Annotated in this window: 20 protein-coding genes; 2 read left to right on the forward strand and 18 right to left on the reverse strand. The window is 73.5% G+C overall.

All coding sequences use genetic code 11. The features are described 5' to 3' along the window. Positions 1-7: 7 nt before the first annotated feature. The 4 genes from ACFVXH_RS35670 to ACFVXH_RS35685 form a co-directional block, all read right to left on the reverse strand. A complete protein-coding gene (locus ACFVXH_RS35670) occupies positions 8-781 on the reverse strand; it encodes an SDR family NAD(P)-dependent oxidoreductase (protein WP_375875465.1) in 774 nt (257 codons plus the stop codon). A 137-nt stretch (positions 782-918) separates the two neighbouring features. Beyond that, positions 919-1719, reverse strand: a complete 801-nt coding sequence (locus ACFVXH_RS35675) for a metal-dependent hydrolase (protein ID WP_049650939.1) — start codon at positions 1717-1719, stop codon at positions 919-921. A 140-nt stretch (positions 1720-1859) separates the two neighbouring features. Then, the gene (locus ACFVXH_RS35680; RefSeq protein ID WP_375875466.1) at positions 1860-2681 is read right to left on the reverse strand and encodes a lipase family protein; all 822 of its coding nucleotides are present in this window, start codon (positions 2679-2681) and stop codon (positions 1860-1862) included. A 206-nt stretch (positions 2682-2887) separates the two neighbouring features. Then, positions 2888-4105 (reverse strand): alpha/beta hydrolase family protein, encoded by a 1218-nt coding sequence (locus ACFVXH_RS35685; protein WP_387830213.1) that lies wholly within the window; start codon positions 4103-4105, stop codon positions 2888-2890. Between the two features lie 106 nt (positions 4106-4211). Between ACFVXH_RS35685 and ACFVXH_RS35690 the strand changes: the two genes are divergently transcribed. Beyond that, positions 4212-4862 (forward strand): TetR-like C-terminal domain-containing protein, encoded by a 651-nt coding sequence (locus tag ACFVXH_RS35690; protein WP_079272854.1) that lies wholly within the window; start codon positions 4212-4214, stop codon positions 4860-4862. 112 nt (positions 4863-4974) lie between these two features. Here ACFVXH_RS35690 and ACFVXH_RS35695 read toward each other — a convergent pair whose 3' ends face one another. The 7 genes from ACFVXH_RS35695 to ACFVXH_RS35725 form a co-directional block, all read right to left on the reverse strand. Further along, entirely contained in the window at positions 4975-7386 is a 2412-nt protein-coding gene (locus ACFVXH_RS35695) for an ATP-binding protein (RefSeq protein WP_387830215.1), read from the reverse strand. A 13-nt stretch (positions 7387-7399) separates the two neighbouring features. Further along, complete coding sequence (locus ACFVXH_RS35700; RefSeq protein ID WP_387830218.1) at positions 7400-8017, reverse strand: DUF6879 family protein; 618 nt, start codon at positions 8015-8017, stop codon at positions 7400-7402. Then, positions 8010-8279 (reverse strand): hypothetical protein, encoded by a 270-nt coding sequence (locus ACFVXH_RS35705; RefSeq protein WP_387830221.1) that lies wholly within the window; start codon positions 8277-8279, stop codon positions 8010-8012. Before ACFVXH_RS35705 ends, ACFVXH_RS35700 begins: the two co-directional genes overlap by 8 nt. Positions 8280-8456: 177 nt before the next feature. Further along, positions 8457-9113: a response regulator transcription factor gene (locus tag ACFVXH_RS35710; RefSeq protein WP_049650944.1), complete on the reverse strand. Its 657-nt coding sequence runs from the start codon at positions 9111-9113 to the stop codon at positions 8457-8459. Continuing rightward, positions 9077-10423: a histidine kinase gene (locus ACFVXH_RS35715; protein ID WP_387830224.1), complete on the reverse strand. Its 1347-nt coding sequence runs from the start codon at positions 10421-10423 to the stop codon at positions 9077-9079. Before ACFVXH_RS35715 ends, ACFVXH_RS35710 begins: the two co-directional genes overlap by 37 nt. A gap of 401 nt (positions 10424-10824) precedes the next feature. Continuing rightward, positions 10825-11367 carry a DUF1877 family protein gene (locus tag ACFVXH_RS35720; RefSeq protein ID WP_387830227.1) on the reverse strand — a complete coding sequence of 181 codons (543 nt, stop codon included), beginning with the start codon at positions 11365-11367 and terminating at the stop codon, positions 10825-10827. Positions 11368-11502: 135 nt separating this feature from the next. After that, positions 11503-12090, reverse strand: coding sequence for a restriction endonuclease (locus ACFVXH_RS35725; protein ID WP_387830230.1), 588 nt, complete (start codon positions 12088-12090; stop codon positions 11503-11505). 412 nt (positions 12091-12502) lie between these two features. Between ACFVXH_RS35725 and ACFVXH_RS35730 the strand changes: the two genes are divergently transcribed. Beyond that, entirely contained in the window at positions 12503-12943 is a 441-nt protein-coding gene (locus ACFVXH_RS35730; RefSeq protein WP_074005941.1) for a hypothetical protein, read from the forward strand. A gap of 48 nt (positions 12944-12991) precedes the next feature. On the opposite strand, the gene ACFVXH_RS35735 is transcribed toward ACFVXH_RS35730, so the two are convergent. The 7 genes from ACFVXH_RS35735 to ACFVXH_RS35765 form a co-directional block, all read right to left on the reverse strand. Beyond that, positions 12992-13432, reverse strand: a complete 441-nt coding sequence (locus ACFVXH_RS35735; protein WP_049650946.1) for an SRPBCC family protein — start codon at positions 13430-13432, stop codon at positions 12992-12994. Between the two features lie 144 nt (positions 13433-13576). Then, positions 13577-14506: a DUF5133 domain-containing protein gene (locus tag ACFVXH_RS35740; protein WP_387830234.1), complete on the reverse strand. Its 930-nt coding sequence runs from the start codon at positions 14504-14506 to the stop codon at positions 13577-13579. 100 nt (positions 14507-14606) lie between these two features. Next, positions 14607-15578, reverse strand: a complete 972-nt coding sequence (locus ACFVXH_RS35745; RefSeq protein ID WP_387830237.1) for a SigB/SigF/SigG family RNA polymerase sigma factor — start codon at positions 15576-15578, stop codon at positions 14607-14609. Between the two features lie 259 nt (positions 15579-15837). Then, positions 15838-17580 carry a multicopper oxidase family protein gene (locus ACFVXH_RS35750; RefSeq protein WP_387830240.1) on the reverse strand — a complete coding sequence of 581 codons (1743 nt, stop codon included), beginning with the start codon at positions 17578-17580 and terminating at the stop codon, positions 15838-15840. Between the two features lie 83 nt (positions 17581-17663). Next, positions 17664-18890: an ABC transporter ATP-binding protein gene (locus ACFVXH_RS35755; protein ID WP_380741019.1), complete on the reverse strand. Its 1227-nt coding sequence runs from the start codon at positions 18888-18890 to the stop codon at positions 17664-17666. 75 nt (positions 18891-18965) lie between these two features. Next, on the reverse strand, positions 18966-19799 hold the full coding sequence (locus tag ACFVXH_RS35760; protein ID WP_375875480.1) for a carbohydrate ABC transporter permease: 834 nt from the start codon (positions 19797-19799) through the stop codon (positions 18966-18968). Next, positions 19796-20647, reverse strand: coding sequence for a carbohydrate ABC transporter permease (locus tag ACFVXH_RS35765; RefSeq protein ID WP_380741040.1), 852 nt, complete (start codon positions 20645-20647; stop codon positions 19796-19798). The genes ACFVXH_RS35760 and ACFVXH_RS35765 overlap by 4 nt, the downstream gene beginning before the upstream one ends. Positions 20648-20655 lie beyond the last annotated feature (8 nt).

A 20655-nucleotide genomic window follows, 5' to 3' on the forward strand; every position in this document is an offset into this window, starting at 1 on the left:
GCCCCGGCTACTTCCCGACCACCAGGCGGCCGATCGTCCGGCCGAGGAGGCGGGGCGCCAGACGCCGGGCGGTCCACATCGCGCGGGTGCCGCGCCCGGGGAAGGCCCACAGCCGACCGCGCGCCAGGGCGCGGTCCATCGAGTCCAGGACCGCTTCGGTGCTCAACCCACGGACCCGGCCCATCAGTTCGGGGGAGTCGTCGCGCATCCGGTCCAGCATCGGGGTCTCCACCGCGGGCGGGCAGACGCACACGACCTGGATCCGGTCCTTCCGGTGCTCGGCCGCGACGGTCTCGGCCAGGAAGTGGACCGCCGCCTTCGCCGCCCCGTACGCCCCGCCCATCGGCACCGGCACCCAGCCCGCGATCGAACCGAGGATGACCACCTGGCCCCCGCCCCGGGCGGCCATGGCGGGGACGACGGCGTGCACCAGGCGGAGCGTGCCGCCGTACACGGTGTCCATCACCCGCAGGGTGTCGGCCGCGTCCCGGTCCAGCAGCCGGCCCATCACGCCGACGCCCGCGCAGTGCACCAGCCGCCGGGGCGGGCCCAGTTCGCGGCCGACGTCCCGGACCACTGCGGCGACCGCCGTACGGTCCGTGACGTCGCAGACGAACGGGCGCGCCCCGGGAGCCTCCCGCGCCAGCCCCTCCAGACCGGCCGCGTCGACGTCGACCGCCGCGACCGCCCAGCCCGCCCGGGCCAGCCGCAGCGCCGCCGCCCGGCCGATCCCGCTGGCGGCACCGGTGACGATCGCCACCTCTCCCGGTACGGACGCCATCTGTCACGCTCCCAAGGCCGCGAGGAGTACCGGACACGCTCCCGGCGCCGGAGGCCGGCCTCCCCCATCTCCCGCGCCGACCGGTGCCTACCCGGTCGACGCCCCGCCAACTCCCCTCCCCCGAAGGAACATCGACCTCAACCGTTGCCGAAGAAGCCGAGCGCCCCCGCCCCGCACACCCCGCCGACCCCCATGAACACCGGGGTCAGCACCTTGATCTCCACCCAGCTGCCGGCCCGGAACCGCATGCCCTTCGGCGGCCCGATCGGGTACCAGCGCCGGCGTCCGATCGGGATCGGCCACAGCACCGGGCAGCCCGAGACGGTCAGCGCGTCGCCCAGGCAGTGCACCAGCGCGCCGAGCGCGATCGGCAGCCCGATCCAGAGGTACTGCTGCCCGGGCTCCTCGAACAGCCACTGCGAGCCGTTGCCGGGCTTGTCGAGGACCTCCGCGAGCATCCACGCGCTGGTCGCCCCCAGCAGCCACACCAGGACGTCGCTGGAGACCCGGGCGTGCCGCCACAGCAGTCCCTCGATCGCCAGCACCATGTGCACGAACAGCACCACCAGCACGCCCCAGCGGCCGCCGTACACGGCCACCGCCGCCGCGCCCGCCCCGCACAGCACCGCCCAGAGCCAGGTGTGCGTCAGCGTCCGGTGGCCGCCCGAGCGCCGCGGGTCGCCCTTGCCGCGGGTGGCCTTGTACACCGCGTACGAGAGGTTGTCGATCACCTCGCAGAGCGCCCGGGACACCGGCCCGAACGCCCTGGATATCGTCGCCGCCTTGTGGTCCAGGTCCGGCGCCAGGGCCGCGCCCGCACAGATCAGCGCCCCCGCGAGCAGGACCGGCCAGGGCATCGGCTCCCCCATCCCGGCCGCCGCCGCGCCCACCCCCAGCCAAGCGGCCGCACCCGACAGCGAATGCGCCGGTCCCATCATGTCCGTACACCACCGATCCTCGTCAGTTCCGTCCTCACCGCGAGGACCTGAGTTCACGGCAGCCTATCCGTCCAAGATCACCGGGCTCGCGCCCGTCCCGTGCGCCCCCGCCCCGGCGCGAGCCCTCCAGCCCGCGCCGGTCAGGCCAGGGCCTTCTCCAGCGCGGCGAGGTAACTGCGCATCAGGTGGTCGCGGATGCCCTCGCCGTCCGGGGAGAACGCCGCGGCGCCCAGGCCCTTGGCCCGGTCGGTCAGCGCGGAGACCAGCGGGACCTTCTCCTGGACGCGGCCCGCGGAGTCGATGTGGCGCAGCGCCTCGACGTGGGTGAAGGCGGGCTCCGGGGGCAGCTCGGGGACGATGTCGTTGCCGTGCACGAAGCGGTAGGTGCGCCCGCGCAGGCCCTTGTCGTACGCGGCGGCGAGCAGCCGGTCGCAGGTCCGGGGCTGGCCGTAGGTGTAGACGCCGTCGGCCGCCAGGCTCGGCTCCTCCAGGTCGAGCCGGGCGGCGGCGAGCATGGCGAGGGCGCCGCCGAGGCTGTGGCCGGTGAACCACACGGTCTGGTCGCCGGTCCGCAGGTCGGAGACGGCCTTGGCGACGTCCGGGTAGACGGATTCGAGGGCCTCGGCGAAGCCGTAGTGGACGTAGCCCGTCCGGGCGGGGCCCGGCCAGGGCGGGGTGGTGGAGTCGGTGAGCCAGTCGCGGATCTGCGCGGGCTCGGTGCCGCGGAACGCGGTGACGATCATGTTGTCGCCGGCCATGGTGTAGGCCTGGGTGTCCTGCAGCGGGAACGGCGGGGTGAAGCGCGTCTGGTGGTGGCGCACGGTGTCGAAGCCCCAGGCGCGGGCCTGCTCCTCGATCGCGGCCTCGTCCTGGTAGGCGAGTTCGGCGGCCTTGGCCAGCCAGTACGCGTGCGGGAGGCTGTAGCCGGTGGCGTGCTGGTCGAAGTCGGTGGGGACGGCCATGGGGGCGACTCCTGTCGGGTCGACGGAAGGGACGGCGGGCCTGTCCCAGGGCCCGGCCTGCGCCCTCCACCGGGCGCGCACCGTAACGCCCTGGCGACCAAGGGTGACGCTACCGCCCGCGCGGTTCGTGGGCGACCGGGCACACCGCCGCCCGCCTTCCGTCCCCGGGCGCCCACCAGCGGTGACGCCCTCCCGTCCGACCCCCGTCAGCTCGCGGGCCGGGCGGCCCCGGCCAGGGTGGTGTCCAGCCAGTCGAAGGCCACCTGGTGGAAGCGGAACATGGCGCCCATGTGGCAGTGCTCGCCCGCGCCCTCGGCCTCGGGCAGGGTGACCAGCGTGTGCGGGCAGGTCAGCGCGGCCTGGACCTGCTGGGGCTGGCCGCGGAAGAACTGGTCGTTCTCGGCGTCCAGGACGAGGGTCGGGCAGTCGATGAGCCGGGCGACGCCGTCGAGGGTGTAGTCGGCGGTACGGCGGATGTAGTCCGCCACCGACGCGGCGCCGAACGTCCACACCCCGTTGCGCAGCGCCCAGCGCACCTGGGTGCTCACCTGCATGAACAGGCCCATGACGGGCTCCACGAGGTCGTCCCGGCCGGCCTCGATCCACTCGCGCAGGAACGGCGGCAGGAACCGGTCATGGGCCTCCCGGTAGTTGTAGACGCCGTCGTCCAACACCAGGGCGGCCAGGCGGTGTTCGTGGGCGGCGGCGCGGGCGGCCAGGTAGCCGCCGAGGCTGTACCCGAACAGGACCAGCCCGTCGGCGGCGATCTCGGGGCGGGTCAGCGCGTAGTCGACCACCGGGGTCACCACGGCCTCCCAGTCCGGCCGGAAGACCAGCTGCTGCTCGCGCAGCATCGCGCCCTGGCCCGGCCCGTCGTAGGCGAGGACGTTGTAGCCGCGGCGCAGCGCGGCCGCGGCGACGGCGAAGTACGCCTCCTCCAGCGTCGAGTCGAAGCCGCTGGTGAACAGGACGGTGGGGCGCCGGGCGCCGGAGTCGTCGACGAGGAACAGGTAGCCGGGCAGGTGCGTGCCCTCGTAGGGAATGGCCACGGCCTCGACGGGGGTGTCCATCAGGGCCGCCGCGGCGGCGAAGGTCTCCCGGGAGAGGGCGGACAGGCCCTTGGCCTCGGGGTCGTTCGCGGGGTCGTCGCGGCGGTAGAACTCGGCGGTGCGGTAGTAGTTCGACGCGCGCAGCAGGGCCTCGCGGGCGCTGACCCGGTGCCCGGCCGCCAGGGCACGGCTGCCGATGCCGTGGACGCGCTCCGCGGTGGCCTTCCACTCGCGCAGCCAGGCCTCCTCGTCGCCCTCGCCGATGTTCCGGGCGGTGGCCACGACCTCGCCCAGGTCGGCGCCGCCGTAGTCGGCGAATCCGGCCGCCCTGAGCGTCTCGAAGGAGAAGGACTCGTCCTCGAAGAGGAATCGCATGGTGCACTCCCGGGGTCTTGGCGAGACGGAACCGTTCCGTCTCGCCTATGACGCTAGCCCTCACCCAGTCGAGACGCAAGCGTTCCGCCTGATGTAGATTCGGGGCATGCCCAGCACCCCCGCGCCCCGGCCGGCCTCCGACACCTCCGCAGCCCCCGACGCCGCCACGCCCCCCGCACGCCGGACGCCCGGCGGGCCGGTGCTCCAGGACTCCGTGACCGAGGCGATCGCGGCCGCCTTCTTCGAGGAACTGGCGGCCGTCGGCTACGCCCGGCTCTCCCTGGAGACGGTCGCCAAGCGGGCCGGGGCGGGCAAGGCCGCCATCTACCGCCGCTGGCCGTCCAAGCTCGACATGACCGTCGCCCTGATCCGCGCCGTGGCCGTGGACGCCTCCGAGATCAAGGACACCGGCACCCTGCGCGGCGACGTCCTCGCCTTCCTCACCGCGACCGCGGACGCGCTGCGCCATCCGCTCCCAGCAAAGATCATCCCCGACCTGCTCGCCGAAGCCGTCCGCACCCCCGAACTCGCGCAGGTGCTGCTGACCGCCGTCCGCGACCCCCGCCGCAGCAAGGCCACCGACCTGCTGGAACGAGCGGTCGACCGCGGCGAACTCCCCGCCGACCTCGACCGCGAACTCGCCCTCGACCTCCTCGCCGGCCCGCTGTACTGGCGCCTCGCCGTCGTCCACACGGCGACCGCCCCCGACTACCTCGACCGCCTCACCGACAAGCTCCTCGCCGCCTTCGCCGCCTGACCGCCGAGCCACCGCCGAGGCGCTCGCGCACCAGGCCCGCACCGGCCTTCACCGGCCCCCGAACCACCAGCAGCCGTGGCCTCGCCGCACCCGCGACGCGCCACGGCCGCCGTCAGCCCGCCTCCACCCGCCGCGCGATCCGTTCCCGCGCCGCGACCGCCCGCGCGTCCTCGTACCCGTCCAGCAGTGCGAGCGCCTCCGTCCGGTGCCGCCGGGCGGCCTCCGGCTCCTCCGCGGACACCGTCGCCGCCAGGGCGTCGAGGGCGAGTGCCTCGTGCCAGCGGTCGCCGAGTTCGTGGTGGGCGGTGGCGGCCCGGCGGAGGAAGGCGGCGGCCTCGGCGTGACGGTCGAGGTCGCGGTAGGTCTCGCCCGCGCCGTACCAGGCGAGGGCCTCGCGACTGCGGTCGCCGAGGCGGCGGTGGAGGACGGCGGCGCGCTGGTAGGAGTCGAGGGCGTCGGCGGGTTGGCCGTCGGCCCGCTGGGCGTCGCCGAGGGTGAGGAGCCAGAAGCCTTCCAGCCGGTGGTCGCGGAGGTTCAGGGCGATGTCGAGTGCCGCGTGCGCCGAGGCGAGTGCGCCGGCCTGGTCGCCGTCCTCGCGTCGGATGTCGCTCAGCAGGCGCAGGGCGTTTCCCTCCCCCCGCTGGTTCTTCAGTGCGCGGTGAGCGGCCAGCGCCTGACCGACGGCGGTCGCGGCCTCGGGGAGGCGTCCGGCGCGGTAGTGGGTGCTGGCGAGGTTGGCGAGCGTGGTGGCCTCCCACTGGGCCTCGCCCAACGGCCGGAAGGCGGCGAGAGCCTGCTCGAAGTACTGTGCGGCGTCGTCCAGTTGTCGGCGGTGCAGGTGGACGAGTCCCAGCAGGTTGAGCGAGTGCGCCTCGTCGAGCACGTCGCCGCGCTCGCGCCAGAGCGCCAGGGCTCTGCGGTGGCACTCCAGGCTGTCGCCGAGGGAGTTGACCCGGGTGTGCCCCATGCCGAGGTCGGTGAGCAGCAGGGCGCGGGCCGCGGTGTCGTCCAGGCGTTCGGCGGCCGCCAGTCCGAGCCGACCTGCCGGGAGCCAGTCCGCGCCGGGGGCGGAGGGTGCCTGGGCGTTCCAGAGGACGGCGGCCAGCTGCCAGGTCCGCCGGTCCTCGCCCGCGGCGGAGGCGGCGTGGACGGCCTGAAGGAGGTTGACGCGTTCGCGTTCGGCCCAGTCCACGGCGGCGTTGTAGTCGGCGAAGGCCGCCGGCCGGACTCCGTCGGACACCGGGTCGAGCGGTAGCCGGGCCTCGGCCGGCCGCAACCACTGCTGGGCGGCGTCGGCGGTGTGCAGGTACCAGTCGAGCACCCGGCGCAGGGCCGACTGACGCTGTGCGGGGGCCTCCTCGTGCTGGGCCTGGTCGGTGGCGTAGGCGCGCAGGAGGTCGTGGAACTGGTAGCGGTCGGGCGCGCTCTGCTCGACGAGGTGGGCGCCGACGAGGGAGTCGAGGAGTTGCCGGGTCCGGCTGGGGGTGAGGTGGGCGAGGGCGGCCGCGGCGTGGAGCCCGAAGTCGGGGCCGGGGTGGAGGCCGAGGAGCCGGAACAGGCGGGCGACCGGGTCGGGCAGGGCCCGGTAGGACCAGGCGAAGACCGTACGGACGGCGTCGGCGTCCTCGTCGTCGCCCACGCTGAGGGCGTCCCAGAGCGCGGACTCGTCACGGAGGTCGTTGATCAGGTCGTCCAGTCCCATGTGGGGCAGGCTGGCGGCGCGTTCGGCCGCGATGCGCAGGGCCAGCGGCAGTTGGGCGCAGAGGCGGGCCAGTTCGGTGAGCTTCGCCGGGTCGTCCTCGGACCGGTGCCCGGCCGTGACGGCCCGCAGCAGGGCGACGGCCTCGGCCTCGGGCAGGGTCCGCAGGGTGAGCCGGCGGGCGCCGTCGCGTACGGCGAGGCCGGACAGCCGGCTGCGGCTGGTGACCAGGACGAGGCTTCCGGCGCTGCCGGGCAGGAGCGGCCGGACCTGCTGCGCGCTGGCGGCGTTGTCGAGGACCACCAGGACGCGGCGCTCGGCGAGGACCGAGCGGTAGAGGGCGGCCGCCGCGTCGGGATCGGGCGGGACGGCCTGAACGGCGACGCCGAGGGAGGTCAGGAAGCGGTGGAGGGCCTCCTGGGCGGTGACGGGCCGGCCCGGATCGTAGCCGCGGAGGTTGACGTACAACTGGCCGTCGGGGAAGCGGTGCCGGGCCTGGTGGGCCCAGTGCAGGGCGAGCGAGGTCTTCCCCGCGCCGGCGGTTCCGGCGATGACGACGACGGCAGCGGCAGCGTCGGGGTTCGGGTGATTGCCCGCCAAGGCGTCGTTCAGCTGCTGGAGTTCGACCGTACGGTTGACGAAGCCGCGTACGTCGGCGGGCAGTTGGCGCGGAGTCGGGGTGCTGTTCGGCCGGTCGGGTCCGCCGTGGAAGTGGATGCCTCCGCTGACGTCCCTGGCCTGGACCACGTCCTGGGCGGAGGACCCGGACACGGTGGAGCGCGTGCTTCCGGGGTCGCCGGTGGACCCGACGTGCTCGTCTGCCACTGCGCTCCGTTTCCTATGCGGGTGGGAGGAGGTGTGCGGCTTCACGTTCGAAGTACGCCAGAACGTCTTCGCCCACCCGGTGGAGATCCGCGAGATATCCCTCCCACCGGAGGACGAGATCGGGATCGGTGTACCTGATCGCACCGGCCGGAATTCCCGCCTCCGAATACCGCACCTGATAGAGCGTACGGCCGCCGAGAACGACGATTTCCGGCAGCTGTCCGAATTCCTCGGAATCGGCCAGTTCCACGGCGTCGACCATACGGACGCGCTCCCCGCATTCGGCTCGGATCCGCAGCGAGTGCAGCTGCCAGCGCAGGTAGTCCGTCCACGGCCGCTCGACCACCCGCACCCGGTGGAAGAAGGACCGCCGCGCCGCGTCCTCCCGCCCGATCGCGAGCAGCGCCGGGCGCCGGTCCTCCAGGAGTCGCAGCGCCTCGCCCCAGTCGCCGCGCCGGGCGGCCTCCCAGCTCGGACTGCCCTGCTCCTCGAAGTACTGGCGTCGCTCCAACTTCCACGAGTCCCGGCCGCGGATCAGCGCGTCCCGCTCGCGGAAGTCACGCTTGTAGTCGTCCCGGGCGAGGAGCTCGCCCCACTCGGGCCGCAGCTCGGGGGCGTTCCGATCAGGCATCCGGGATGTCCGCCTTCGCCGTGCTCACCATGAGGCCGGGGATGACGACGAGCCGCTCACCCGGGCCCAGGGCGACGCCTTCGGGAAGCCGCCCGCGGTAGCTCTCCGTGAGATCGCGACCGATGACGGCGGCATCGCCGTTCGAGAGCTGCCAGATGTCCGGGCATTCGTCCTTTCCGTCGGACGATCCCAGTTCCTTGGCGGATTTCCCGAGGCGTTTCTGCAACGAAGCGGAAGGGTCGGCTTCCCATCGGCGAGCCATGCCTGCCCCCATTGGTATTGCTCTCGGCGCGGAACCATGGTTGCCGCATCTTACACCTGATGGGGAGTCGGGAGAATGTTCAGTACATTCGCCATGTACTCCTAAATGATCACCATCGCGGGCACATCGGTCCCCTGTGCGACAGAGACTCCGGGCACGTGGGCGTCGCACGTCGCCTCAGGGCGTGCGCGTCCCGTCGAGGTAGGCGAGGACGGCGAGGACGCGGCGGTTGTCGTCGTCGGAGGCGCCGAGGTTGAGCTTGGCGAAGATGTTGGAGGTGTGCTTGCTGACGGCGCCCTCGCTGAAGTGCAGCCGTTGGGCGATGGCGGCGTTGGAGCGGCCTTCGGCCATCATGGCGAGGACGTCGCGTTCGCGCGGGGTGAGGAGGGCGAGGGGCTGGTCGTCGGCGTTGCGGGCGAGGAGGCGGGAGATGACCTGGGGGTCCATGACGGTGCCGCCGGCGGCGACGGTGTGGACGGCGTCGACGAACTGGTCGGCCTTGGAGACGCGGTCCTTGAGGAGGTAGCCGACGCCGCCGGTGCCGTCGGCGATCAGCTCCCGCGCGTAGAGCTGTTCGACGTGCTGGGAGAGGACGAGGACCGGCAGGCCGGGCCGTTCGCGGCGGGCGGCGAGCGCGACCTGGAGGCCCTCGTCGGTGTACGTGGGGGGCAGGCGGACGTCGACCACCGCGATGTCGGGGCGGTGTTCGGCGATGGCGGCGGCCAGTTCGGGGCCGCTCTCCACCGCTGCGACGATCTCGTGCCCGTGGGCACTGAGCAGCAGGGAGAGGCCGTCCCTCAGCAGGACGAGGTCCTCGGCGAGGACAACACGCACGGTAGCTCCATGATCAGCCTGGTCGGACCCCCCGGGGGGCTGGTCAGCGTGAGCGTACCGTCGAACGCGGCCAGTCTGCGCCGGATGCCCCGCAGGCCGCTGCCCCCGTCGGGGTCGGCGCCGCCGCGGCCGTCGTCGGTGACTTCGGCGCGGAGCAGTCCGGCGGCGTGGGTGAGGTGCACGGTGGCGTGCCGGGCCTCGCCGTGCTTGACGGCGTTGGTGAGCGCCTCGCTGACGGCGAAGTAGACCGCCGACTCCACCGGCGCCTCGGCCCGTCCGGGCAGTTCGGCCCGGACCTCGACCTTCAGCGGGACGTCCAGTGCCAGCGCCCGTACGCCTTCGACGAGGCCGCGTTCGGCGAGCACCGGCGGGTGGATGCCGCGGACCAGGTCGCGCAGTTCCTGCAGCGCCTGGGTGACGTTCTCCTGGGCGTCCGTCGCCACCTGCTTCGCCTGGCCCGGGTCGCGGTCGACCAGTGCCGCGACCGCGCCGAGGCGCAGGCTCACCGCGACCAGTCGGGCCTGCGCGCCGTCGTGCAGGTCCCGTTCGATCCGGCGCAGTTCGGCGGCCTGGGCCTCGGTGGCGTCCAGCCGGATCTCGGTGAGCTGCTCGACCCGCCGGGCGAGCCGGGAGCGTTCGGTGGGGCCGAGCAGGGCGCGGGTCCACCGGCCGTGCAGGCGCAGCGCGGGCCGGGCGAGGGCGAGTCCGGCGGCGATCGACACCGGGCCGAGGAGGCCGAGGAACAGCGCGACCGGGCCGCCGAACGGCAGGTCGTACGGCAACGGCGCCTGGACCATCCCGTACAGGCCGGCGCCGACCAGCAGCACGGGCGCGGCCGCGATGCCGCCGCCGACCAGCGGGTCGGCGAGCACCCAGAGGACGTCGCGCCAGGTCGCCGGGTCGGTCCAGAGCCAGCGGACGTCGAGGGACATGCCGGCGAACCAGCGGTTCCGGTGGTAGTCGTGGCCGGTCCAGTACCAGCCGTGGAGGGTGCGTTCCAGGGCCGGGCGCGGCCGGTACGGCGGCGGTACGGGCACCTGCGACCAGTGGCCGGCCGCCCACCGGGCGGCTCCGGCGGCGGAGCGGACCATCCGGGTGGCGGTCGGGAAGAACGGGAAGATCCCGAGGCAGCCCCAGATCACGAACGACAGCAGGAAGGCCGCCGTCAGCCCCACCCCGACCGGTATCAGCAGCGTGAAGGCGGCGAGCCGCCCGAGCGCCCGTACGGCGGCGCGCAGCTCACGGGCGGCGCCGCGGCCCGGTTCGGCGGTGTCCGGCTCACGGGCGGCTGGGGTCTGCGGGCTGCTCACGGGGCCTCCGGTCGGATTCGGTCGTACGGGCCGTTCATGATCGCAGCCGTCCGCTCGGACGTCCCCCCGGGCACCACCCGGACGCGGACCGCTTCGGCCTCACCCGGCAGCCGCAACGCCGGAGCCCCCGGCCCCACGTGCACCGTTCCGTGCACCTCGCCCTCCCCGTATCAGCACGGCCGCCCGCGACCTCGGGCGGCACGCGATCAACGCTAGGGACGGCGGCGCGACGCCAGAATCCACCTGCACCCCGGCCGGGGGTGGGGCTGGACCCACCCCCGGCCTCAGCTCACCGACGACGCCGGACATGGTGCACACTCGACAGCGTCCTTCTGACACCCCGCCGGATCAGCCGGACCCGGCGGCAGGTCCGAGCCCGGAACACGGCGCGATCCTCCTCGTCACGCGGCCTCGAACTTGACCATCGCGTCGCCGGCAGCGGCCGCCTCGGCGAAGAATTCCTTCAGCGCGCGCAGGTCTGCGCGCAAGGCACCGGCCCACGCCTCGGACCACGGGGTCGCGAACCCGAGCGACGCGACCTCGTCCGCCAGCACGGCGTCCGCGGTCCCCACCAACTCGTCGACGCCCACCGCGTCCAGGAAAGCCGATGCCGTCCGTACCTCATCGGGTCGAAGCACCCAGACCACCGTCTCGCCGAACTCCGCGTCGCAGTCGGGATCTCCCTCGACGGCCGTCCGCTCCTCACCACCGAACACCGGCAGTTGGGCCGCCCTCAGATCCGGGCCCGCGCCGCCGCCGACCGCCTTCATCAAGGCGACGTGCATCAGGTATCCGTTGCGCTCCACGGCCAGCACCGCACCGGCCGCATGCAGAGGGCCGAAGTCGTCATCGGACCAGCCGGGCACCAGGGCACGGAGCTCCGTCGGCGACAGCTCGTCCAGCACCGCTCCGTCCACCCGCCGCCAGAAGAAGTCCACGCTCATGCCCCACACCCGTCCTGCTCTTCGCCCCCCGGACGGCCTCCGATATCCGTCTCGCCGTCAGGTTAGGCGGGCCCTCCGACAGCCACCGCCTTGGGAGAGCGGGCGGCATGGACGGACTGCCCGAGAGCCGGTGACTCACACCCACGGTGCCCTGCCCCGCCCGTCCGCCCACAGGGCAAGCGCCTGCTGGTCGACGGCGCGGATGCCGACCTGGGCGCAGAACGCGGCGGCGGCCTTGGTGAAGGAGCTGGTCGTCACCACGGCGGCCAGGTCGCAGTGGTGCACATCGCGGTAGGTGCCGTTGACCTTCTGGACGTCCTGGGAGCCGACGAACGTCCTCGGCCCGTACCGCTTGGCCTGGATGAGGATCCGCTGCCCGGCGGGGGTGGTGGCGAGGACGTCCGCCGCGAGGTCGCCGGCCCCGCCGACCACCTTCACCTTCGTGCAGCCGTCCCGGCGGCACAGGTCCGCCAGCGCGTGCTCGAAGGCCTTCGGGGTCATCGCCAGGAACGGCCCGATGTGCCGCAGTCGGGCGGTCCGCGCGTCCAGTTCCCGCTGCCGGGCCCGCGCCCGCGAACGCAGCACAGCGGCGCCCGCTCCCGCGCCGACGATCAGGAACGCGGCGACCAGCAGCAGGTGTTGGGCCAGCCACTGGACCACCAGCGTGCCCAGCACGACCGCGACCAGCGCGGCCGCCCCCAGCAGCGGCGTGTTCTGCTTCAACCGGCGGGCGACGGTCGACCGACGTCGCCGAACAGGCCTACGGGCCACGGCACTCCCCCTCACGCCACGGTGTCCGGACGAGCCTAGGAGCAGCCGTCCCCGCACGCCCGCGATCCGGACGAACTCCTGCGCCTGGGCGGCCGAGTTGACCGGATTTCGGCATCGGCGGCCGAACCGTCCCCTTCAGTGGCTGCCCCCGCGCCTGCGGGGAGGACGCCCTCCGACCTGCACCGCACTACAGCCTTTGCCATTTCTTGACTATGCTGCGGTGCCGAGGCCGCCGGGTCGGGCGGCGTCATGGGACGTGCCCGTCGCACGGTCGTGCCATGCCTCCAGTGGCGATGGACCGCTGCGGTCCGGGCTCCCCGGGCGTCGCAGTACAGAACACCGAACTCCCGGAAGGCTCCCCACCATGACCGCTCTCTCCTGGCTGTCGCGGGCTGCGACGACCGTGCTGCTGATCCTGGAGACGGTGGCGGTGGTGATGTTCTTCTGCATCGCGGTCCCGCTGTTCTACAACGGGATCGGGTTCGAGGACGAGGTGGCGCCGAAGCCGCAGTGGGTGCCGTACGTGATGGGGGCCGCCGGGTTCGCGATGGCCGGGGTCAACGCGTTGGCGGTGCGCGGGGTCTGGCGCCCGCGGCCCGGCTGGAGGCTCCTGGCGGCGGCGGCCGGGGTGCAGGTGCTGCTGCTGGCGTTCACCGCGCTGTCGGGCGAGTACCTGTTCGGGATCTTCGCGGCGGCGGCGCTGCCTGCACTGGGCTCGGTGGCCGCGTTCGCGCACTGGAGCGGCCTCCGCCGAGCCGACGCGAGGGCCGACGCGGGAACCGACGCGATGGCCGACGCGGGCTGACGGGGCCGCCGCGGGCCGCCGGACGCCGCACGGGCCGACGGAGCCGGCTCACCCCGCCCCGCCCCTCCCTCGCGCGCGTTCCTCGACGTACTCCTTGAACCGCCTCAGGTCCCCTTTCACCCGCCGGTCGACCTCGCCCCGGACGTCGGCGGCCTTCTCCCCCGGGCCCGCGGGCCGGAGGTCGACGGCGAGGGTGACCCGGGTGTGGCCCGGGTCGAGCCGCCGGAAGGTCACCACCTCCTTCCGCTCGGCCTCGCCGTCCATGCCCCGCCAGGCGATCAGCTCCTCCGGTTCCTGGTCGACGATCTCGGTGTCGAACTCGCGGGTGACGCCGTCGATGCTGGTCTGCCAGTGGTTGTGTCGGCTGTCGAGCCGGCTCACCGAGTCGACGCCCTCCATGAAGCGCGGGAACTCCTCGGCGAGCGTCCACTGGTTGTAGGCGGCGTGCAGGGGGACGGCCACGTCCACGGATTCCTTCACCATGCTCATGACGACCTCCTCGTACGGCGCGGCCGGGGCCTTCCCGCCCGTCTGCGCGCGCCCGTCTGCACGCCTTCCGCCCCCTTCCTGTACGCCTGCCCGTCCGGCACCGGCGCAACCGTCCGGCACCGGCGCAACCGTCCCGCGCCCGCGCTACGAGCCGCCCCGCTCGCCGGGCGCGGTACGCGGCCGGTCGCCGTCGGCGAGGTGCCGGGCCACCGTGGCGAGGTCGGTGCCCAGTCGCTGGGCGGCTCCGACCAGCAGGCTCAGCGCGGCGTGCGGGGTGACGTCGAACCGCTCGGCGGTGAGGCCGATGGCCAGGCCGGTGGCGTGCCGGCGGTCGAGGAGGTCGGCCACGGCCCGGGACAGCGCGAAGCGGTCGAGGGCGGCCGACGCCTGGAGGGCGAGCACCTCCACCAGCCCGAGGGCCGGTGTGCCGGGGTCGACCGGGGTGCGCAGGTAGGCGCTGAACACGGTGCAGCCGTGCGGGTGGGTGCGCAGGTGCGCGCCGGCCACGGCCCGTACGCCGCAGCGCCGGGCGCGGTCGGCGAACCGGTCCGGCCGGCCGGGGTCGAGCCGGACGACGATCTGGCCCTCGCCCTGGCGGCGGAGCCGGGGCAGCGGGCCGGCGTCCGCCCCGCTCTGGGCGCGTTCGAGGGCCAGCAGGTAGGACGGGGTCGCCGCGAAGGTCTCGACCGAGCCGTCGTCGTGCCAGGTGCTCACGGCGGCGCCCACGCAGTCCGGGACGGTGACCCTGGTCAGCTGCACCACGTCGTGCAGGCTGGGCAGGGGCGCGGCCCGTACCCGCTCGCGGGCCGCGAGGTCGCCGAGTTCGGCGAGGAGCGCCGCCCTGGCCCGGTCGGTCGCCGGGGCTCCGGCCGTCGCCCCGCCGCCGTCGGCCGGGCCCTGACGGGCCAGCAGCATGCGGGCCCGGGCGACCGCGCGGACGGCGTCGGCCTCGCCCGTGTAGATGCCGATCGTGTAGCAGACGTCGCGCAACCGCTGCCGGGCCTCCGGCGAGCTCGACGGGGACAGGGCCTCGTACTCCGCGACCAGTCGGCCGAGGGCAGCGACATCCACCATGGGCATGAGCACCTCCGTGTGTTTACGGAAAGTATGCGCCGATCACGCAGCGAAACCGCACCCCGGGTCCCCACCCCGCACGTCGGCCCGCCCGACCGCCTCAGCCGGTGCCCTCGCGCCCGCCGCCGGAACCGCTCCCGGGCCCGCCGTCAAGCCCGCCCCCGGAAGCGACGGCCTCCGGCTCCCCGCCGCCCCACCCGGGCGCGTCCCGGTCCTCCAGTTCCTCGCGCAGCCAGGCCAGGGTGGCGCTGAGCAGCCGGGAGACGTGCATCTGGGAGACGCCGATCCGGTCCGCTATCCGGGACTGGGTGCACCCGTCCCAGAACCGCAGCTTGAGGACGGTCTGCTCACGCTCGGGCAACCGGGCCAGCAGCGGGCGGACGGCGGTGCGGAAGTCGGCGAGTTCGATGCCGGGGTCGCAGCCGCCGAGCCGGTCGAGCAGGGCGCTGCCGGTCTCGTCGGTGTCCTGGTCGCGCAGCGCGTCCAGGGAGTTGGGGCGGTAGACCCGGCCCGCCAGCAGCCCCTCGGTGGCCTGTTCGACGGTGAGGTGCAGGTCCTCGGCGATCTCCTCGGGCCGTGGCAGCCGCCCGAGCTCCTGCTCCAGGCGGTCGGAGTCGCGGGCGACGGACAGGTACAGCTCCTGCATGCCGCGCGGGACGCGCACCGGCCAGGAGGTGTCGCGGAAGAACCGCTTGATCTCGCCGGTGATGGTGGGGATCGCGTAGGTGACGAACTCGACGCCGCGCCGCGGGTCGTAGCCGTCGACGGCCTTGATCAGGCCGATCGTGCCGACCTGGAGGATGTCCTCCATGTCCTCGGCCCGGTGGCGGAAGCGGGCGGCGATGAAGCGCACCAGCGGCATGTTGAGCTCGATGATCGTGCCGCGGACGTAGCTGTAGGCGCGGGTCTCCCGGACCAGCCCGGCCAGCCGCTCGAACAGCGCGTCGCTCAGCTCCCGCGCCTCGGACTTCCCCATGCGGCGGAGTTCGGCCGCCGTGGGCCGTCGCGGGAGGTCGGGCGGCAGGCCCGAGGGGGCCGCTTCCCAGCCGGCTGTTTCCAGGTGGACGGACACGTGATCGCTCCTGGGCGCCGGGGTGAGCGCCCGGCGCCACGTACGGCCCGCACCTCGTGCGGCGTGTCACGGACTTCTCCCCCGGGACCCGTGCCCGGCCACTGCGGGCGCGGCCCCGGTGGCACCGGCCCCGGTGGCACCGCCCGAGGTGCTGGAGCAGCCGGAATCGCACGGCCGCTGTACGACTGGTTCTACCCCGGGATCCGGTTCCGAACGCACGTTCCAGGAGCTTTCCTGCGCCGCCGGCGGCCGGCAGCGCTCAGTGATCGAGCGGACGAGGCCGGCCAGGCCACCCCGGCCACCCCGGCTGCTGGGGCCACCCCGGCCATCCGGCCGGCTCCGGCCGTCGCGGCCGGACGTACTCGACCAGCTGCATCATCCCGAGGTCCTCGTGCTGCAGCTGGTGGCAGTGCAGGACGGTGCGGCCGGTGAAGTCCTCGTACTTGACCAGGAGGGTGACGGTGTCGCCCGGCTTGCCGCCGGTCAGGTCGACGGTGTCCTGCCACACCGGCGGGTCGAGCCGTTCCCCGTTGCGGTGGGTGACGAGGACGTGGTTGGTGTGCAGGTGGAAGGGGTGGTGGAAGATCGGCATGGTCTCGTCGGTGTGGATGGTCCACCGTTCGACGGTGCCGAGTTCCAGGGTGTGGTTGACGTACTCGGGGTCGAACAGGCCGTAGGCGGGGTCGCGGGTGAGGTCGCCGCCGGGGTCGGCCGCGGGGGTCGGGTGGCTGCCGAGGACGCGGTAGGCGTTGGGGAACGGCTGGGCGAAGACCTTCGGGTCGACGTGGAAGACCACCCTGCGGTCGCCGCCGGGGTTGGCGATGTCCTTCTCGTCGAGGAACGGCATGCCCTGCGGCAGCGAGGTCGGCAGCTCCATGGGCGGCTGGACGGCCTCCCCCGCCACCTCGATCGTCATCAGCGGGACGGGCACGCCCTTGGCCCGCAGTTCGTACGTCCCGGCCTCGCCGCCCCGGACCAGCACGTCGGCGCGGTTGCCCACACCGAGCGGGACCACCTCGGTGGCGACCGGCGCGGGGAAGGTCACGCCGTCCATGGCGATCTGATGCAGCGCCAACTTCCGTTCCCCGTCGGCGACCTGGAGCGAGAGGGCGGTGAACGCGGTCGCCGCGACCAGGCGCCAGCGCTGGACCTCGCCGGGGCGCAGCACGAGGACGGGGTTGACCTCGCCGTTGACGGTGAAGGTGGGCGGGACGGCGGCCAGGGCGTCGCCGGAGGTGAAGTCGGGGACCCTGCCGCCCTTGAGCCGGAGTTCGTTGATGCAGACGACCAGGTCGGCGGCGGCCTTGATCTGCGGCACCTCGTCGACGTCGCCCTCGATGACGATGACCCCGGCCATCCCTCCGGCGATCTGTTCGGCGGTGGCCCCGTGCGCGTGCGGGTGGTACCAGTACGTCCCGGCCGGATGGTCGGCCGGGATCTGGACGGTGGTCAGGTACCGCGGCTCCGGGGCGCCGGCCGCGGCCTCGTCGGCGGTGCGCGGCGGGAACGCGCGCAGGATGTTGTCGGCGCGCCCGGACGGCGAGACGTGCAGGCCGTGGGTGTGCAGGTTGAAGGTGTTCAGGCGGTGCGGCCGGTTGTGGCCGCCGTGGTGCGCCGGGCCTGACATCCCGGGCATCCCAGACATCCCGGCCGGGCCGGCCGGCTCGGCCGGGTTCGGCGGCAGCCCGTTGACCTGGGTCAGCCACAGCACGTCCCCGGCGCGCGCCCGCAGGGTCGGCCCGGGGATGGTCCCGTTGTAGGTGCGCGTGGTGACCGTCCCGTAGCCCGGGACGGAGAGCGTCGTGAACCGTACGTCGAGCGTCTGCTCGAGCACCGCCGCCTGCCCGCCGGGGGCCGACCGGGCGCGCCGGACGACGGGCTGCGGGAAGGCGGCGGCCGCCGCCGCGGGCCGGGCGAGGATCCCGTCGGAGCCGGCCGCGAGGACGGCTACGGGGACGGCCTTGAGCACCGATCGGCGACTGATTCCGACATTTTCTCCCATAACTGGGCAATGTAAGTCGGGTCCGGTACGGCAACGGTCAGGCACACCGCGCACCGGCCGGGGGTTGGGCCTTCCGTACCACGCTACGAACGTTCCGGGTGGGTCAGATTGGCTCCGGTGCGGGGGTCGAAGACGTGGATGCGCGCCGTGTCCACCCGCAGGTCCAGCGGGCCGCCCTCGGCGGCCCGGGTGGCGGGGTTCAGCCGGGCGACCACCCGGTGCTCCCGCATGCCGGTGTCGGCCCGGCCCGAGTCGGCGGCGAGTTCGGCCAGCTCGGCCAGTTCGGCGAGTTCCGCCAGTCCGGCGAGGCCGCCGGGGCCCCGGGCCGCCGCCGGGCCGCCCTCCTCCGCGAAGTGGACGTAGACGTCCGAGCCGACCGACTCCCGGACCTCGACGGTCACGGTGACGGTGACCCCGCCGGCGTGCCCCTCGACCAGGGCCGCGTCCTCGAAGTCCTCGGGGCGGATGCCGACCACCAGTTCGCGCGGCGCGTCCGCGCCCTCCAGGGCGCGCCGGGTGCGGTCGTCCAGCGGCAGATCGCCCAGCGAGGTGCGCAGGGCGCCGTGCTCCAGCGCGGCGCCGAGGAAGTTCATGCCGGGCGAGCCGATGAACCCGGCGACGAAGAGGTTCACCGGCTCGTCGTACAGCTGCTGCGGCGAGCCGACCTGCTGGACGACGCCGGAGCGCATCACCACCACCCGGTCGCCGAGCGTCATCGCCTCGACCTGGTCGTGGGTGACGTAGACGGTGGTGGTGCCCAGGCGGCGCTGGAGGGCGGCGATCTGGGTGCGCATCTGCACCCGGAGCTTGGCGTCCAGGTTGGACAGCGGCTCGTCCATCAGGAAGACCTTGGGGTCGCGGACGATCGCCCGGCCCATCGCGACCCGCTGGCGCTGCCCGCCGGAGAGGTGGGCGGGCTTGCGGTCGAGGTGCCGGGTGAGGTCCAGGACGCGGGCGGCCTCCTCGACCTTGGCGGCGATGGTCGCCTTGTCGACCTTGGCCAGGCGCAGCGCGAAGCCCATGTTGTCGCGCACGCTCATGTGCGGGTAGAGGGCGTAGCTCTGGAAGACCATCGCGATGTCGCGGTCCTTGGGCGCGCGGTCGTTGACCACCTCCCCGGCGATCCGCAGGGTGCCCTCGGTGATGTCCTCCAGCCCGGCGATCATGTTGAGCGTGGTGGACTTGCCGCAGCCGGAGGGGCCGACCAGGATCACGAACTCGCCGTCGGCGATGGTGAGGTCGACGTGGCGGACGGCGAGGGCGCCGTCGGGGTAGCGCTTGGTGATGCCGTCGAGGACGATCTCGGCCACGGTCCGCCTTCCTGGCCCGCCGGGTGGGGCGGGCTCTTCCTGGGAAACCCATCCTGGGAAAACTCGATGTCGGGCTCAGCCCTTGACGGCGCCGGCGGTGAGCCCGGCGACGATGCGGCGCTGGAACAGCAGCACGAAGACCACGATCGGGATCGTGATGATCACCGCGGCCGCCGCGATCGAGCCGGTCGGCTGCTCGAACTGGGAGCTCCCGGTGAAGAAGGCGATCGCGGCCGGGACCGTCCGGGCCGAGGTGGTGGAGGTCAGCGAGATCGCGAACAGGAAGTCGTTCCAGCAGAAGATGAAGACCAGGATGCCGGTGGTGAACACCCCCGGCGCCGCCAGCGGCGCGATGACCAGCCGGAACGCCTGCCACGGCGTGGCGCCGTCCACCTTGGCCGCCTTCTCCAGGTCCCAGGGGATCTCCCGGAAGAACGCCGAGAGCGTGTAGATCGCCAGCGGCAGCGAGAAGGTCATGTACGGGATGATCAGCCCGGGCCAGGTGTCGAACAGGCCCAGCGCCCGCTCGATGCCGAACAGTGGCGAGACGAGCGAGATCGGCGGGAACATCGCGATCAGCAGGGAGACCCCGATCAGCAGCCGCTTGCCGGGGAAGCGCAGCCGGGCCACCGCGTACGCGGCCATGGTGCCGAGCGCGACGGCGACGGTGGTGGCGATCAGCGCGATGCCGATCGAGTTGACCAGGGCGCGGGTGAACTCCGAGGTCTGGAAGATGCCGCGGTAGTTGGCCAGGGTCCACCGGCGGGGCACGAAGGCGCCGTCGGAGAGGGTGCTCGGGTCCTTGAAGGACAGCGCCACGATCCACCACACCGGGAAGAGCGCGTAGAGCACGACCACCAGGTTGGCGATGCCCCAGCCGGTCAGGGCCCGGGCGGGCCGGCCGCTCATCGCCGCTCCGGTTCCGCGCCGGGCGTGGCCGCGCCGAACAGCTTGACGAAGACCAGCGCGATGAGCGCCACGCAGACGAAGATCAGCACCGAGATCGCCGAGCCGATGCCCAGGTTGAGCGCGGTGAAGAGGTTGTCGTAGCCGAGGATCGACACCGAGCCGGTGCCGTTGGAGCCGCTGGTCAGCACGTAGATGTTGTCGAAGATCCGGAAGGCGTCCAGGGTCCGGAAGAGCAGCGCGACCAGGATCGCGGGCTTCATCAGCGGCAGGATCACCAGCCGCAGCCGCTGCCCGGAGCTCGCGCCGTCCACCATCGCCGCCCGGACCGTCTCGTCCGGGACGAGCGCCAGGCCGGCGAGCAGCAGCAGCGCCATGAACGGGGTGGTCTTCCACACCTCCGCGAGGATGATCAGACCGACGGCCGGCCACTGCTCCGTCAGCGGGGCGCTGCCCTCCGGCAGCAGGGCGGCCAGGTAGCCGGTGCCCGGGGTCCACGCGTACTGCCAGGAGTAGGCCGCGACGACGGTGACGATCCCGTACGGCACCAGCACCGCCGTGCGCACCGTCCCCCGCCCGAAGACCGTACGGTGCATCACCAGGGCGAGCGCCAGGCCGAGCACCAGCTCGACGGCCACCGACACGGCGGTGATCAGCACCGTGACGCCGAGCGCCTGCCACCAGAACGGCGAGGTCAGCACCGCGCCGTAGTTGGCGAGCCCGACCCAGTGCGCCTGGGCCGGGAAGCGCAGGTCGTAGCGCTGTAGGGACAGGTAGACGGCGTAGCCGATCGGGTAGGCGGTGACGGCGAGCATCACGATCACGGCGGGGGCGCACAGCAGCAGGCCCAGCCGGCTCT

The organism is Kitasatospora sp. NPDC058184, from assembly GCF_042883725.1.
In the GTDB taxonomy this organism is placed as follows: domain Bacteria; phylum Actinomycetota; class Actinomycetes; order Streptomycetales; family Streptomycetaceae; genus Kitasatospora.